Origin of the sequence: Nonomuraea sp. K271, assembly GCF_009908215.1 — a bacterium.
Classification (GTDB): domain Bacteria; phylum Actinomycetota; class Actinomycetes; order Streptosporangiales; family Streptosporangiaceae; genus Nonomuraea; species Nonomuraea longispora.
On sequence record NZ_JAAAHR010000016.1, the window covers coordinates 43,609 to 57,239 of the forward strand.

Sequence of the window (13,631 nt, forward strand, 5' to 3'; positions counted from 1 at the left end):
CATCCCGTTCTGTGCCCCAGGGTTCCTCTCGCCAGACCGGCGGATCCGGCTGGGGCGAGGCGCCGGAGCCCCGACGTGCCGAAGCGGCGTACGAGCAGACCGGGGCCATGGCCGCACAGCCGTACGACGAGCCTCCCAGACGCGCCGACCCGGCGGATGAGCGCGGCGACCAGCCGCCGCCGCGCTCTCGTTCGCGTTCGGAGTCGCGCACGCTCAGTAACCAGGAGACGATGGTCAGCGACGCGCCGCGGCGCTCGCGCAGAAGAGGTCAGGGCGGGCCGCCAGGTCCCCCGGAGCCACCTGTCAAGAAGGGCGGCGGCGGTGGCCGCCGTGGCTGGCGCAGGTTCGTGCCGAGCTGGAAGATCGTCGTCGCCGGCGTCGTGGTGCTCACGGCGGGCATGTTCGGCATGATCATGGTGGCGTACGCCAACGTACCGGTGCCGACGACCGTGCAGGCCGAGGCGACCGCACAGCAGAGCACCATCTACTACAACGACGGCAAGACCGAGATCGCCAGGCTCGGCATGCCGCGCAAGAGCGTCGAGATCAACCAGATGGCCGACAGTGTCAAGGACGCCGCGATCGCCATCGAGAACGACACGTTCTACGAGGACTCCGGCATCTCCTTCTCCGGCATGGCGCGTTCGGTGTGGATGACCGCGACCGGGCAGCAGCTGCAGGGCGCCTCGACCATCACCCAGCAGATGGCCCGCGGTTACTACGACGGCCTCAGCCAGGAAGTGTCCATCGAACGTAAGATCAAGGAGATCTTCGTCGCGGTCAAGCTCGACGACACGCTGACCAAGGACGAGATCCTGCGCAACTACCTCAACACCGTCAACTTCGGCCGCGCGTACGGCGTGGAGGCCGCCGCGCGGGCCTACTTCGGCAAGAGGATGACCGCCGCTAAGTTGTCCCCCGAGCAGGGCGCCTACCTCGCCGCGCGGATCCAGCAGCCGGCCTGGGAGCCCGACGCCCCAGGGCTGAAATATCGTTTCAACCAGACCGTCAAGAGGATGGCCGAGCTCTGGCCCGAGAAATACGGCCAGCTCCCGCAGACCGCGAAGTTCCCCAAGACGCGGAAAACCACCACCAGCAACTCCCTGGGCGGTGACCGGGGCTACATGGTCAAGCAGGTGCTCAACGAGCTGGAGTCGCGCGGCCTGACCCGCGACGAGGTCGAGAGCGGCGGCTACAAGATCGTCTCCACCTTCGACAGGAAACTGATGAAGGCCGCTCGGCAGGCGATGAAGACCACGATGCAGGGCATGTCGAAGGAGTTCCACGGCGGCCTGGCCGCGGTCAACCCGAAGAACGGCCGCGTCCTCGCCTTCTACGGCGGCGACAACTACATCAACGACCCGTGGAACGAAGCCTTCGAGTCGAAGAAGCAGGCCGCGTCGGCGTTCAAGCCGTACGTGCTGGCCGCCTGGCTGCAGGCCGGCTACTCGCTCAGCAGCTACGTGCCTGGCAACGAGACCGTGCCGAAGGAGCTCCCCGGCCAGCAGAAGGGCGGCATCACCAACAGCCACAACGTCGGCAGGGCCGTCGACGTGGTCAAGGCGACGGCCCAGTCGGTCAACACCGCCTTCGTCTCCATGGCGTTCGCGCTGCCCAACCGGCTCGACGACGTGAAGAACCTCGTCGTGGCGGCCGGGTTCAACGAACAGGACATGACCAAAGACATCCAGGAGCACCACTACCAGTTCGCCATCGGCAGCGCCCCGGTGACGCCGGTCGAGCAGGCCGCCGGCTACTCCATCTTCGCCAACGCCGGGAAATACACCCGCTACCACGTCGTGCAGAAGGTCGAGCAGAACGGCCAGGTCGCCTACCCGGAGCAGCAGCTCTCCAAGTCGGTCATCGACCCCGGCGTGGCCGCCGACTCCACCGTCGCCATGGCGCAGGTGCTGCGCAACGGCACCGCGGCGGGCAAGGGCCTCGGCAACCGGCCGGCCGCCGGCAAGACCGGCACCAACAACGACGAGAACGGCGCCTGGTTCGTCGGCTACACGCCGCAGATCTCCACCGCCGTCGGGTTCTACCGCGAGCAGTGCAGGACAGGGAACGGCAAGGTCGTCCCGCCGCTCCACTCCAACTGCCCCATCACGCCCAAGGGCAAGGCGAGCAAGAAATACAACCTCAACAACCCGTACACCACGCCGTTCGAAGTGTCCCTGGGCTTCGAGGGCGCGGGCCCGCCCACGATCGCCTGGCAGCGGTTCATGCTGGCCGCGCACGAGGGCAAGCCGGTCGAGCAGTTCCCCGAGAGGGCGGAGATCGGCACGCCGGAGAACATCGTGCCGAGCCCGAGTCCCACGCCGACGAAGACGCCGGAGAACCCGTTCGACGACGGCGAGAACCCCTTCGACGACGAGACCGGCGACGACCCCGACTGCCTCATCGGCTGTGACGGCGACACCGGCGACGAGCCCACCACCGACGATCCGCCGCCGGCCGACGACGGGTTCCCCGAGGCCGACGACCCGGACGTCGCGGGCGGCGAGACCGGGACCGACACGCGAGCCGGAGAGCCCGGGCCGGTCAACGGCAGGCTCGAGGACCAATGACGACCACGGAGGTGCGCGTGCCGCTGGCGGCACGCGCCATTCCGTTCCTCCCCTTGGGGCTGTTCGCGGCTCTGGGGGCGTCCCTCGCGTACGTCGTGCGGCTGCCGTGCCGCACCGGCGGCTGGAACGACCAGATCTCGACATACACCAACTTCTGCTACACCGACATCTACCCGCTCTACTTCGACAGGCAGCTGGCCACCGAGAACCCCTACTTCGCCGCGGTGCCGTTCGACAAGCAGGTCGAATACCCGGTGGTGCTGGGCGAGGTCATGCAGGTGTTCAGCTGGATCGCCCGGTGGCTGGAGCCCGACCAGGTCGCGCAGGCGGTCAGGTTCTACGACCTGACGGTCATCCTGCTCGGCCTGTCCCTCGTGGCCGGCGTGCTGCTGATGGCCGCGGTGGCCGGGCCCACGCGTCGGTGGGACGCGCTCTGGTACGCCGTCGCGCCCGCCGTGGTGCTGGCCGCGTACATCAACTGGGACCTCATCGCCGGCGCGTTGTCCATGGGCATGCTGCTGGCCTGGGCGCGCAAGCGGCAGGTGCTGGCCGGGGCGCTGCTCGGGCTGGCGATCGCCACGAAGTTCTATCCGCTGATGTTCGTGGGCGCGTTGTTCCTGCTCACCTGGCGTACGGCGCGATGGCGGCCGTTCCTGGTCACCATGGGTTCGGCCGCCGGCGCGTGGCTCGTGGTCAACGTGCCGTTCATGGTCTTCGCGTGGGACGGCTGGCGTCGCTTCTACGTTTTCTCCCAGGAGCGCGGCGTCGACTGGGGCTCGCCGTGGTTGTTCTTCCAGAACAAGGGCTGGCCGGTCCTGGGTGAGGCCGACGTGAGCATGCTCGGCATGGCGTCGCTGGCCGTCCTGTGCTTCGGCATCGCCGTGCTCACGCTGGCCGCGCCGCGCAGGCCGAGGCTCGCGCAGATCTGCTTCCTGGCGCTGGCCGCGTTCATGATGACGAACAAGGTGTGGTCGCCGCAGTTCGTGCTCTGGCTGGTGCCGTTCGCCGTGCTGGCCAGGCCCAACTGGAAGCCGCTGGCGCTGTGGCAGCTCGCGGAGGTGTGGTACTTCGTCGCCATCTGGCTCTACCTGCTCGCGCAGCCGCCGCTCAGCAGGGACGACCTGGGCATCGGCGACGACACATACTTCACCGCCGTCTGGGGGCGGGTCATCACGATCGGCATCATGATGGCGTTCGTGGTGCGCGACATCCTGCGCCCCGGCAAGGACGTCGTGCGGCAGGCCGGGATCGACGACCAGGCGGGCGGCGTGTTCGCCGACGCGCGTGACCGCTTCACCCTGGCCTCCATCACGCGATGATCACGCGCTCGTCCGGCCGGGACGCGCTGCTGCTCTGGTGCGGCTCGCGGGCGGGGCTGCTGCTGGCGACCGTGCTCGGCGTGGCGCTGGGCGAATATCTGGACAAGTGGCGCAAGTGGGATGCCACGCTGTTCATCACGATCGCCCAGTACGGCTACGACGGCGAGCCCGGCAGACCGGTGGACGAGGGGCTGCCCGCGTTCTTCCCCGGCCTGCCCGCGGCGCTGCGCATGGTTTACCTGCTCGTACCCGACTGGGCGGCGGCCGGACTGCTGGTCTCGCTGGCCGCCGGGGCGGTCGCCATGATGGCGCTGGCCCGGCTGACCGAGTTCGAGGGCGCCTCCGGCTGGATGGCGGTGCTGGCGCTGCTGCTCTTCCCGATGGCGGTGTTCCTGGCCGCGGGCTACAGCGAGTCGCTCTTCCTGGCCTTCGCCATCCCCGCGTGGCTGGCCGCCAGGCAGGGGCGCTGGCCGGCGGCCGCGCTGCTGGCCGCGGGTGCCTCCTGCGTGCGGATCACCGGGTTGTTCCTGGCGGTCGCGCTCATCGTGGAGTTCGGTGTGAGGAGGGAGTCGCCGCGCCGGGCCGGGTGGCTGGTGGTGCCGTTCGTGCCGCTGGTGGCGTACTCGTCGTACCACTACAGCAGGACGGGCGACTGGCTGGCCTGGAAGCACGCGCAGGAGGCCGGCTGGGGGCGCGACTTCGTGTGGCCGTGGGAGGCGTGGCAGACGACCTGGCACTCCGCGACGGGCGCCGACGACTTCGCGGTGGCCTTCAGGATGGAGATCGTGGGGGCCGTGGTGGCCGTGGCCGCGCTGGTCTGGCTGGCCGTGCTGCGCCGGTGGAGCGAGCTCGTCTACACGGGGGCGCAGGCGGCGGCGCTGATGACGTCGGCGTACTACCTGTCGATCCCGCGCTCGCTGCTGCTGTGGTTTCCGGTGTGGGTGCTGGTCGCCAAGGTCATGACCAGGAAGGCGTGGGTGCTGGCGCTCTATGCCCTGATCTCGGGGCCGCTCATGCTGGTCAACACCGCCCGCTTCCTCGACGGCGCGTGGGCGGGCTGAGTCGCGGGCGTGGGCGGGTCGGTCGGGGGATGATCTCTCTACCCCCTTTCTTTCCTCGGTAATCCAGGGAAGTTATCCACAGCCTGTGTGTATTCGCTAGAGGTTCTTCCTCAGGAAGGCAATGTCGTCGGCCTGGCCCTCGGCCGGCGTCTCCACAACGACCGGCGCACCGGCCGCCCGGCAGACCGCCAGGATCAGCTCGGGGTCGATCGTTCCCCTGCCCAGGTTGGTGTGGCGGTCGGCGCCCGAGTCGAAGGCGTCGCGGGAGTCGTTGCAGTGCACCAGGTCGATCCGGCCGGTGATGGCCTTGACCCGGTCGACCAGGTCGACCAGCTCTTCGCCTCCCGCGTGCGCGTGGCAGGTGTCGAGGCAGAAACCCACGTCGAACCCGTCGAGCGCCTCCCACAGCCGGGCGATGCGCTCAAGCTTGCGGGCCATCGCGTTGCCGCCGCCCGCGGTGTTCTCGATCAGCACGGGGATGGGGCACTCCATGCGCTCGAACACCTTGCGCCAGTTGTCGAACCCGGTCTGCGGGTCGTCGTCCTTGCCGACGTGACCGCCGTGCACGATCAGGCCCTTGGCCCCGAGGCCGGCGGCCGCCGTCAGGTGCTGCTGCAGCAGCTTGCGGCTCGGGATCCTGATGCGGTTGTTGGTGGCGGCCACGTTGACGAGGTAGGGGGCGTGGATGTAGATGTCGACGCCCTCCACAGGTTCGGCGGGCAGCACGGGCTTCTTGTAGCCCTGGGGATCGCCGAGGAAGAACTGCACCACCTCGGCCCCCACCTCCTCGGCGTGAGCGGCCGGGTCGTCCTGGTCGACGTGAGCTCCGATGCGCACCATGTCACCGAGCTTATCCGTTTGGTCGGGGCACGCCGGGGAAGTCGCCAGGCACCCCCGACCCGAGGAGAAACCATGAGCCGCTGGCGCTTAAGAGCGCTGATCATCGTGATCTACGTGGTCATCGGCATCTACGTCGCGTGGGTTCACGACTACATCACGCCAGGACTCCTCAGGGACCTCGCCGAGGCGCTGCTCTCCGTCTTCCTCTGGTTCCTGGTGCTGCTCGGGATAGACCTGCACATCAGCGGATGAGCTCCGTACGGGCTCGGCGCCAGGCGCGTACGCCGGGGTCCTCGCTCACGGATGGGGAAGGAAACCGCCGTGCGCGATGCCCAGCGCGGCGCCGATGAACGCCCCCACGAGACCGACGACGTTGAGCGTGCGCTGCGGCGTGGTCGCCGAGATGTACTGAGAGTAGAGACCGACGCCGAACCCCAGCGTTCCGACCCAGGACGCGATCATGTGCGCGGAGTCCCAGAACGTCGCGACGAACGCCACCACACCGCACACCAGCGTGACGACGGCCAGTGTGTTCTCAACTGGGTGCGAACGTCCGTCGGTGTTGAGCCTGAGACGGAACCGCTCCTGTTCGGAGGGCTGAAGCACGTGCGGCACAACTACCACCCCCTCGCTTTCCTAAAGGCTTTCCCACCTTGTCGAGGCTGGTAACCTTGGGCACGCTGCGTTGTGATGGTTGATCCATCGGTCCGGGCGCCGAAAGGGGCGCCAGGGTTCAGACGTCAGCGTCCTCCTGTCACGGCAGAGTGTCGTGACCGCAAGAGTCCAGAGGAGGTTGGAGTCCCGCATGCGTCGTTACGAAGTAATGGTCATTCTGGACCCTTCGCTCGATGAGCGCACCGTCGCGCCGTCCCTCGACCAGTTCCTCACCGTGGTCCGCAACGACGGCGGCACCGTGGAGAAGGTCGACGTCTGGGGCCGTCGCCGTCTCGCCTACGACATCGACAAGAAGTCCGAAGGCATCTACGCCGTCATCGACCTGGCCGCGGAGCCCGCGACGGTCAAGGAGCTCGACCGGCAGATGAACCTCAACGAGGGCATCCTCCGCACCAAGGTCCTGCGTCCGGACGTGCACTGAGCAAGCTCGTTGCCCGGAATTCTGTCGGGCGGCGACCGTAGTCTGAGCGAAACCCAAGCGAAGGCGTGCAGGAAGGCGAGCGCTAGCCATGGCAGCAGGCGACACCGTAATCACCCTTGTCGGCAACCTTGTCGACGACCCGGAGCTGCGCTTCACCCCCACGGGGCAAGCGGTGGCTCGATTCCGCATCGCATCCACTCCGCGGTATATGGACCGCCAGACCAACGAGTGGAAAGACGGCGAAAGCCTCTTCCTGACCTGCAACGTGTGGCGGCAGGCGGCGGAGAACGCCGCCGAGAGCCTCCAGCGCGGCATGCGGGTCATCGTTCAGGGGCGGCTCAAGCAGCGGTCCTACGAGACCAAGGAAGGCGAGAAGCGCACGGTCTACGAGGTCGAGGTCGACGAGGTCGGCCCGTCCCTGCGCAACGCCACCGCCAAGGTCAACCGCACCTCCCGCCAGGGTGGTGGCGGCGGCGGCTTCGGCGGCCCGGCCGACGACCCGTGGGCCTCCGCGACGCCCGCCCCGCCCCAGGGCGGCGGTGGTGGTGGCTTCGGCGGTGGAGGCGGCGGCCAGCAGGGCGGCGGCGGCTTCGGCGGCGGCGGCAACGACTTCAGCGACGAACCGCCTTTCTAACACGTGAAGATCCGCGCAAGCGGATGACTGTCCATTCCCGCCCTGGTGCGGGGCTCTGAGAGGAGCACCACGATGGCCAAGCCGGCACTGCGCAAGCCCAAGAAGAAGGTTTGCCTGTTCTGCCACGACAAGATCTCCTACGTCGACTACAAGGACACGGCGCTGCTGCGGAAGTTCATCTCCGACCGCGGCAAGATCCGTGCCCGCCGGGTGACGGGCAACTGCACCCAGCACCAGCGCGACGTGGCGACCGCGATCAAGAACGCCCGTGAGGTGGCCCTGCTGCCTTACACGAGCACGGCGCGCTAAGGAGGCATGTCGACATGAAGCTCATCCTCACCAACGAGGTCTCCGGCCTCGGCACCCCTGGCGACGTCGTCGAGGTGAAGGACGGCTACGGCCGCAACTACCTCATCCCGCGCGGCTACGCCATGCGCTGGACGCGCGGCGCCGAGAAGCAGATCGAGACCATCAGGAAGGCCCGCGACGCTCGCGAGATCCGCGACCTCGGCACCGCCAAGGAGGTCGCCGGCCAGCTCGGCGCCCTGCGTGTGCGCCTGGCCACCCGCGCCGGCGAGTCCGGCCGCCTGTTCGGCTCGATCACCACGGGCGACATCGCCGACGCCGTCAAGGCCGCCGGCGGCCCGATCATCGACCGCCGCCGCATCGAGATCGTCAACCCGATCAAGAGCGTCGGCTCCCACAAGGTCACCGTCAAGCTGCACCCTGAGGTGTCCGCTGCGATCGACGTCGAGGTCGTCGCAGGCTGACCTGTGCGAAAAGCCCCCGCCTCGTGCGGGGGCTTTTCTGTCTCCGCGTGCGGCGTGCTGTCTCCGTCTGTTGCGCTGACTCTTCTCCTTTGCGGCGAGGCTCGTCGTGCGGGGTCTGTCTCCATCTGTTACGCGCTGCCGTGGTCCGCCACCCGCCGTACTTCGGTCGAGGGCCCTCCGGGGAACGGCCTCCGACCCTTCACCGGCCGAGCGCCGTAACGCGAGCCCACGTGGGCCCTTCGGGTGACCACTGTGTGCTGAGCAGGCTCGCCCTTCACCAGCTCAGCAGCTTCGAACGGCCGGTTGGGGCTGGCAGCCGCTCCCGCAGCACTTGCGCGCCCATCGGGAGCAGCGCCGCGCAGAGCAGGCCGGTGACCAGCACATCGGGGATTGAGGCGCCTTTCAGCACACCCATCCAGGTGCCTCCCGCCAACAACACCATCAAGGAGCGGGCGGTGCCGAAGACGCCCGAGCGCCAGGCAGCGATGGCCAGCAGGAGCGAGCCGGCGTACTGGCCGACCGAGGCCCAGACAGGTACGCGCCACGGCCCGTAGGAGATATCGACGTACTCCTTCATAATCGCATGTGTCGCCTGGTCCAGCCCGAGGACCTCGGTGAGCTGGAAGGCTGTCTGGTCGGCACCGGCGAAGTACAGCCGGGCGAAAAGCCCGACGACCAGCAGAGCGGCGCCCCAGAAGGCGAGTTCGCCACCCACGCATCCAGCCAAGGCGATGAAAGCGGGGAAGAGCAGCACCGCCCCCAGCGCGAAGACCGCGTAGGAGAGGGTGAGTAGAGCGGGTTCTGAGGTATAGGCGAGTAACTGACCGTAGGCGGCGAACGGCTGCGCCTCGGCCCACGCGTGCTGCTGAGAAGTGAGAGCGGTGGCCGTGCTCACGTAACGCAGCAGGTATCCGGCGCACAGAGCCACCGGCCCCAAGATAAGCGTCACACCGCCGATCCACCGGCCGGGAAAGTTCGTGTTCATGGAGGGAGCCTGTCAAGGGCGAGCCAGGCGGAACATCCCTCGATCGTCAACCATGACCCCTGTCGAAAGTAGGGTCAGCACGCAACTGAGGCGCCGTAGGGGGTGCTGTCTCCATCTGGCACGCGCTGCCGTGGTCCGCCACCCGCCGTACTCCGGTCGAGGGCCCTCCAGGGAACGGCCTCTGACCCTTCACCGGCCGAGCGCCGTAACGCGAGCCCACGTGGGCCCGTCGCCGTGGTCACAACGTTGCCCATGGTCCATGGTGAACTACTTGACCTGGTCTTGGGGGGAACGTTGCGGGTGGTTCGGGAGAGGGTGCGCGGGCTGGGAGATTGGTTTGGGCAGCGTAGAATGCCCACGTTTATCTGGCACGTTCCCCCTGGAGGCTAGGCCATGGCCCGTCCCCTCATGCTGCTCGCACTCGCGGTGGCGGTCGTTGGCTGCGCACCCGTTGAGGACACGGCGGCCGCCCCGACCACGTCCACCGCCTGCGCCAAGGAGCAGCTCCAGCTCGTCACCCCCGGCAAGCTGACCGTCGGCACCGACAAGCCGGCCTACGAGCCGTGGTTCAAGGACGACGACCCGGGCAACGGCCAGGGGTTCGAGAGCGCGGTGGCGTTCGCCGTGGCGGGGGAGCTCGGATTCGACCGCACCGAGGTGCAGTGGAACACGGTCAAGTTCGACTCGGCGTACGCGCCGGGCAAGAAGCAGTTCGACTTCGACATCAACCAGGTGTCCATCACGCCTGACCGGGCCAAGGCGGTCGACTTCAGCAAGGGCTACTACACGGTCAAGCAGGCCGTGGTGGCGGTCGACGGGAGCAAGGTGGCGGGGGCGAAGAGCCTGGCCGAGCTGAAGGACGCGAAGATCGGCGTACAGGTGGGGACGACCTCGCTCGACGCGGTCAAGAGCGTCATCCAGCCCGGCAAGGACCCCAACGTCTACAACGAGCAGGTGGACGCCGTGAACGCGCTGAAGAACAAGCAGGTGGACGCGATCGTCGTCGATCTGCCGACGGCGTTCTACGTGACGGCCGCGCAGGTGGAGAACGCCAAGATCGTGGGCCAGTTCAGCTCGACGGGCGGCACGCCGGAGGAGTTCGGGCTGGTCATGGAGAAGGGCAGCCCGCTCAAGTCCTGCGTGGACAAGGCCGTGGACACGTTGAAGACGAAGGGTGAGCTGGCCAAAATCGAGCAGGAGTGGCTCGGTTCGGCGGCGGGCGCGCCCGAGCTGAAGTGATGCCGCGGTGAGCGAGTGGGTCAAGTCGGAGCGGCAGGCCGAGCGCGAGCGCATGCGCAGGTCGCGCAGCCGCCGCACGGCCTCCATCGCGACGGCTTCGACGGTCGTCTTCGTCGTCATGGTCGGGTGGATCGTGACGAGCTCGCCGGGCTGGCCGCGGGTGAGGGAGACGTTCTTCGACTTCGGCGAGTTCCGCGAGGCGCTGCCCGACGTGCTGGACGGGTTTCTGCTCAACATCAAGATGTTCCTGATCGCCGAGCCGCTGATCCTCGTCGTGGGGCTGCTGGTGGCGCTGGCGAGGGGCATCAGGACGCCCGCGTTCTTCCCGATCCGGGCGCTGGCCACGCTCTACACCGACGTCTTCCGCGGCGTGCCGACGATCCTGGTGATCTACCTGGTGGGGTTCGGGCTGCCGGCCCTGCGGTTGCAGGGCATTCCCACCGACCTGGCCACGCTGGGCATCATCGCGCTGACCCTCTCCTACGGAGCGTACGTGGCGGAGGTGTTCCGCTCGGGCATCGAGTCGATCCATCCCAGCCAGGTGGCCGCGGCCCGCTCCCTCGGGCTGAGCCACGGCAAGGCCATGCGGTTCGTGGTGTTGCCGCAGGCGACCCGCAGGGTGGTGCCGCCGCTGCTGAACGACTTCGTCTCGCTGCAGAAGGACACGGCGCTGGTGGCCACCATCGGGCCGCTGGAGGCGCTTCGGCAGGCGCAGATCCACGCGGCCAGCACGTTCAACTACACGCCCTACCTCGCCGCCGCGCTGCTGTTCATCCTGCTCACCATCCCCATGGCCAGGTTCACCGACCATCTGGCCGCACGTACGCGCAGGAGGCGTGGCGCATGAGCGTCCTCTCGATCGACGGGGTGTGGAAGACCTTCGGCGGGCACAGCGTGCTGCGCGGCATCGACCTGGAGGTCGAGGCGCACGAGGTGGTCAGCCTGGTCGGCGCGTCGGGTTCGGGCAAGTCCACGCTGCTGCGCTGCGTCAACCTGCTGGAGACCGTGGACGACGGCACGATCCACCTCGACGGCGACGAGATCACCGATCCGCGCGTGAACGTCGACGACGTGCGCAAGCGGCTGGGCATCGTGTTCCAGGCGTTCAACCTGTTCCCGCACATGACCGTGCTCGACAACGTCACGCTGGCGCCCCGGCAGGTGCACCGGGTGGCCAGGGGGCCGGCGGAGGAGCAGGCGCACGACCTGCTGGCCAGGTTCGGGCTGGCGGACAAGGCGCGGGCCTACCCCGACCAGCTCTCCGGCGGCCAGCAGCAGCGGGTGGCGATCATCAGGGCGCTGGCCACCCAGCCGCGGCTGATGTTGCTCGACGAGGTCACCTCGGCGCTCGACCCCGAGCTGGTGGTGGAGGTGCTGGGCATCATCAGGGAGCTCAAGGACGCGGGCATGACGATGATCCTCACCACCCACGAGATGGGCTTTTGCCGGGACATCTCGGACACGGTCTGCTTCCTCGACGGCGGTGTGCTGTTGGAGAAGGGCCCGCCCGAGAAGATCTTCAACGAGCCGGAGAACGCGCGCACCCGGGAGTTCCTGAGCAGCGTGCTGGAATCGGGACGGTTCTGAGAGGTCAGCGCCGGTGCCGTCCGCGGGACGGCTCGACGGGGTCGCGGGGGCGGGCCAGCACACTGTGGCGGCGGCCGTACACGAGGTAGACCAGCAGGCCGAAGGCCATCCACAGGATGAACCACGCCCAGGTCTGCACCCGCAGGTTGACCATGAGCCAGAGGGTGGCGACCAGCGAGAGCGCGGGCAGCACGGGTGAGAGCGGCACCCGGAAGCCGCGCTCCAGGCCGGGCATGCGCCGCCGCATCACGATCACGCCCGCCGAGACGAACAGGAACGCGAACAGCGCCCCGATCACGACGAGCTCCTGCATCGTGAGCACCGGCACGAACTCGGCGAGCAGGATCGCGACGAAGCCGATCAGCAGCGTCACCCTGGTGGGCGTGTGGTAGCGGCGGCTGACCGACGCCAGCCCGCGGGGGATCAGCCCGTCGCGGGCCATGGAGAACAGCACCCGCGTCTGCCCCACGATCAGCACCAGGATCACGGTCGTCAGGCCGAGCACCGCTCCCACGTCGATGACGTGCACCATCCAGTCGACGCCCGCCGTACGGAACGCGCTGGACAGCGGCGCCTCCACCGAGATCCGCGTGTACGACACCATGCCCACCATGACGAGGGCGACCGCGAGGTAGATGACCGTGGTGAGCACCAGGCTGCGGATCATGCCCCTGGGCACGGCTTCGGAGGCGTTCACGGTCTCTTCGGCCGCGGTGGCGACCACGTCGAACCCGATGTACGCGAACGCGATGGCCGAGGCCGCCGCGAAGATGCCGAACCAGCCGAACGCCTGGCTCTCACCGACCACGATCTCCAGCACGGTGGCCGGCGGGGTCGGCAGCGACTTGGGCGGCACGTAGAACTCGCCGATGTTCGCCACGTCGACCTGGGTCAGGCCGACGACGATCACCGCGCCGACGGCCACCAGCTTGGCCGCCACCATGATCCACAGTGCCCGCAGTCCGACCCGCGCGCCGAGTGCGACGATGCCGGTGAGCGTCAGCAGGATCACCAGCACCAGCACGTCGCCGACGAGTTCGGGGTTCGGTACGCGCACGCCGAAGGCGGTGACGGCCCCGACCGTGATAGCGGCCCACGCCCTGGCCACCACGGCCGCGGCGAACTGCAGCTCCAGGATGAGCGCCCAGCCGATGATCCACGCCCAGACCTCGCCGAAGATGACGTACGTGAAGGTGTAGGCGCTGCCGGAGGCCGGCATCGTGGACGCCAGTTCGGCGTAGCACAGGCAGGCGAGCAGGCACGCGATCCCCGCGATCATGAACGAGAGGATCACGCCGGGACCCGCCGTGGTGGCGGCCTGCCGGCCGGCGATGCTGAAGATGCCCGCGCCGATCATCACGCCGAACCCGAGCACCACGAGATCGGCCGGGCGGTAGACCTCGGCCAGGCTGTGCCGGGCGCCGGTGCGCAGCCCGCGCGCCTCAGAAGGAGGCAGTCGTCGCAGAATCGTGGACACGGAACACCCCTCAGGGACCTCGCCCACCATGTCTCACCACGTGGATGACGGCA

15 protein-coding genes are annotated in these 13,631 nt (G+C 68.4%); 11 read left to right on the forward strand and 4 right to left on the reverse strand.

Going from position 1 to position 13,631, the window contains the following annotated elements:
- Nucleotides 1–107 precede the first annotated feature (107 nt).
- The 3 genes from GUY59_RS08100 to GUY59_RS49885 are packed head-to-tail and all read left to right on the forward strand — an operon-like array spanning nucleotide 108 to nucleotide 4,950.
- Entirely contained in the window at nucleotides 108–2,570 is a 2,463-nt protein-coding gene (locus tag GUY59_RS08100) for a transglycosylase domain-containing protein (RefSeq protein ID WP_138199395.1), read from the forward strand.
- Nucleotides 2,567–3,889 (forward strand): glycosyltransferase family 87 protein, encoded by a 1,323-nt coding sequence (locus GUY59_RS08105; RefSeq protein WP_138199394.1) that lies wholly within the window; start codon nucleotides 2,567–2,569, stop codon nucleotides 3,887–3,889. The genes GUY59_RS08100 and GUY59_RS08105 overlap by 4 nt, the downstream gene beginning before the upstream one ends.
- Nucleotides 3,886–4,950, forward strand: coding sequence for a mannosyltransferase family protein (locus tag GUY59_RS49885; protein WP_138199393.1), 1,065 nt, complete (start codon nucleotides 3,886–3,888; stop codon nucleotides 4,948–4,950). The genes GUY59_RS08105 and GUY59_RS49885 overlap by 4 nt, the downstream gene beginning before the upstream one ends.
- 96 nt (nucleotides 4,951–5,046) lie before the next feature.
- On the opposite strand, the gene GUY59_RS08115 is transcribed toward GUY59_RS49885, so the two are convergent.
- The gene (locus GUY59_RS08115; protein ID WP_171055311.1) at nucleotides 5,047–5,790 is read right to left on the reverse strand and encodes a deoxyribonuclease IV; all 744 of its coding nucleotides are present in this window, start codon (nucleotides 5,788–5,790) and stop codon (nucleotides 5,047–5,049) included.
- A 72-nt stretch (nucleotides 5,791–5,862) separates the two neighbouring features.
- Between GUY59_RS08115 and GUY59_RS08120 the strand changes: the two genes are divergently transcribed.
- Nucleotides 5,863–6,042: a hypothetical protein gene (locus GUY59_RS08120; protein WP_138199392.1), complete on the forward strand. Its 180-nt coding sequence runs from the start codon at nucleotides 5,863–5,865 to the stop codon at nucleotides 6,040–6,042.
- Between the two features lie 45 nt (nucleotides 6,043–6,087).
- Here GUY59_RS08120 and GUY59_RS08125 read toward each other — a convergent pair whose 3' ends face one another.
- The gene (locus GUY59_RS08125; RefSeq protein ID WP_236666946.1) at nucleotides 6,088–6,405 is read right to left on the reverse strand and encodes a hypothetical protein; all 318 of its coding nucleotides are present in this window, start codon (nucleotides 6,403–6,405) and stop codon (nucleotides 6,088–6,090) included.
- Nucleotides 6,406–6,595: 190 nt separating this feature from the next.
- Here GUY59_RS08125 and rpsF point away from each other — a divergent pair, with 190 nt between their 5' ends.
- From rpsF to rplI, 4 genes are all read left to right on the forward strand, one after another.
- Nucleotides 6,596–6,886, forward strand: coding sequence for a 30S ribosomal protein S6 (rpsF, locus tag GUY59_RS08130; protein WP_132329579.1), 291 nt, complete (start codon nucleotides 6,596–6,598; stop codon nucleotides 6,884–6,886).
- 88 nt (nucleotides 6,887–6,974) lie between these two features.
- A complete protein-coding gene (locus tag GUY59_RS08135) occupies nucleotides 6,975–7,520 on the forward strand; it encodes a single-stranded DNA-binding protein (RefSeq protein WP_132631398.1) in 546 nt (181 codons plus the stop codon).
- Between the two features lie 72 nt (nucleotides 7,521–7,592).
- The gene (rpsR, locus tag GUY59_RS08140) at nucleotides 7,593–7,829 is read left to right on the forward strand and encodes a 30S ribosomal protein S18 (protein ID WP_020543048.1); all 237 of its coding nucleotides are present in this window, start codon (nucleotides 7,593–7,595) and stop codon (nucleotides 7,827–7,829) included.
- 14 nt (nucleotides 7,830–7,843) lie between these two features.
- Nucleotides 7,844–8,290, forward strand: coding sequence for a 50S ribosomal protein L9 (gene rplI, locus GUY59_RS08145; protein WP_132329583.1), 447 nt, complete (start codon nucleotides 7,844–7,846; stop codon nucleotides 8,288–8,290).
- Between the two features lie 274 nt (nucleotides 8,291–8,564).
- On the opposite strand, the gene GUY59_RS08150 is transcribed toward rplI, so the two are convergent.
- Nucleotides 8,565–9,275, reverse strand: coding sequence for a hypothetical protein (locus GUY59_RS08150; protein ID WP_138199391.1), 711 nt, complete (start codon nucleotides 9,273–9,275; stop codon nucleotides 8,565–8,567).
- A gap of 393 nt (nucleotides 9,276–9,668) precedes the next feature.
- Here GUY59_RS08150 and GUY59_RS08155 point away from each other — a divergent pair, with 393 nt between their 5' ends.
- Genes GUY59_RS08155 through GUY59_RS08165 form a run of 3 tightly spaced genes read left to right on the forward strand, consistent with a single transcriptional unit; the run spans nucleotide 9,669 to nucleotide 12,101 of the window.
- Complete coding sequence (locus tag GUY59_RS08155) at nucleotides 9,669–10,514, forward strand: ABC transporter substrate-binding protein (protein ID WP_138199390.1); 846 nt, start codon at nucleotides 9,669–9,671, stop codon at nucleotides 10,512–10,514.
- A gap of 7 nt (nucleotides 10,515–10,521) precedes the next feature.
- Nucleotides 10,522–11,361 (forward strand): amino acid ABC transporter permease, encoded by an 840-nt coding sequence (locus GUY59_RS08160; RefSeq protein ID WP_252374834.1) that lies wholly within the window; start codon nucleotides 10,522–10,524, stop codon nucleotides 11,359–11,361.
- Nucleotides 11,358–12,101 (forward strand): amino acid ABC transporter ATP-binding protein, encoded by a 744-nt coding sequence (locus GUY59_RS08165; protein ID WP_138199389.1) that lies wholly within the window; start codon nucleotides 11,358–11,360, stop codon nucleotides 12,099–12,101. Before GUY59_RS08160 ends, GUY59_RS08165 begins: the two co-directional genes overlap by 4 nt.
- Nucleotides 12,102–12,105: 4 nt before the next feature.
- Here the strand turns inward: GUY59_RS08165 and GUY59_RS08170 are convergent, their stop codons facing one another.
- On the reverse strand, nucleotides 12,106–13,578 hold the full coding sequence (locus GUY59_RS08170) for an APC family permease (RefSeq protein WP_252374833.1): 1,473 nt from the start codon (nucleotides 13,576–13,578) through the stop codon (nucleotides 12,106–12,108).
- Nucleotides 13,579–13,631 lie beyond the last annotated feature (53 nt).

What these genes read in the sequence shown, in the direction of transcription:
- rpsR (WP_020543048.1), top strand. Translation starts at nt 7,593, where the DNA reads ATGGCCAAGCCGGCACTGCGCAAGCCCAAGAAGAAGGTTTGCCTGTTC.
- rpsF (WP_132329579.1), top strand. Translation starts at nt 6,596, where the DNA reads ATGCGTCGTTACGAAGTAATGGTCATTCTGGACCCTTCGCTCGATGAG.
- GUY59_RS08115 (WP_171055311.1), bottom strand. Translation starts at nt 5,790, where the DNA reads ATGGTGCGCATCGGAGCTCACGTCGACCAGGACGACCCGGCCGCTCAC.
- GUY59_RS08150 (WP_138199391.1), bottom strand. Translation starts at nt 9,275, where the DNA reads ATGAACACGAACTTTCCCGGCCGGTGGATCGGCGGTGTGACGCTTATC.
- GUY59_RS08100 (WP_138199395.1), top strand. Translation starts at nt 108, where the DNA reads ATGGCCGCACAGCCGTACGACGAGCCTCCCAGACGCGCCGACCCGGCG.
- GUY59_RS08165 (WP_138199389.1), top strand. Translation starts at nt 11,358, where the DNA reads ATGAGCGTCCTCTCGATCGACGGGGTGTGGAAGACCTTCGGCGGGCAC.
- GUY59_RS08135 (WP_132631398.1), top strand. Translation starts at nt 6,975, where the DNA reads ATGGCAGCAGGCGACACCGTAATCACCCTTGTCGGCAACCTTGTCGAC.
- GUY59_RS08155 (WP_138199390.1), top strand. Translation starts at nt 9,669, where the DNA reads ATGGCCCGTCCCCTCATGCTGCTCGCACTCGCGGTGGCGGTCGTTGGC.
- GUY59_RS08120 (WP_138199392.1), top strand. Translation starts at nt 5,863, where the DNA reads ATGAGCCGCTGGCGCTTAAGAGCGCTGATCATCGTGATCTACGTGGTC.
- GUY59_RS49885 (WP_138199393.1), top strand. Translation starts at nt 3,886, where the DNA reads ATGATCACGCGCTCGTCCGGCCGGGACGCGCTGCTGCTCTGGTGCGGC.
- GUY59_RS08105 (WP_138199394.1), top strand. Translation starts at nt 2,567, where the DNA reads ATGACGACCACGGAGGTGCGCGTGCCGCTGGCGGCACGCGCCATTCCG.
- rplI (WP_132329583.1), top strand. Translation starts at nt 7,844, where the DNA reads ATGAAGCTCATCCTCACCAACGAGGTCTCCGGCCTCGGCACCCCTGGC.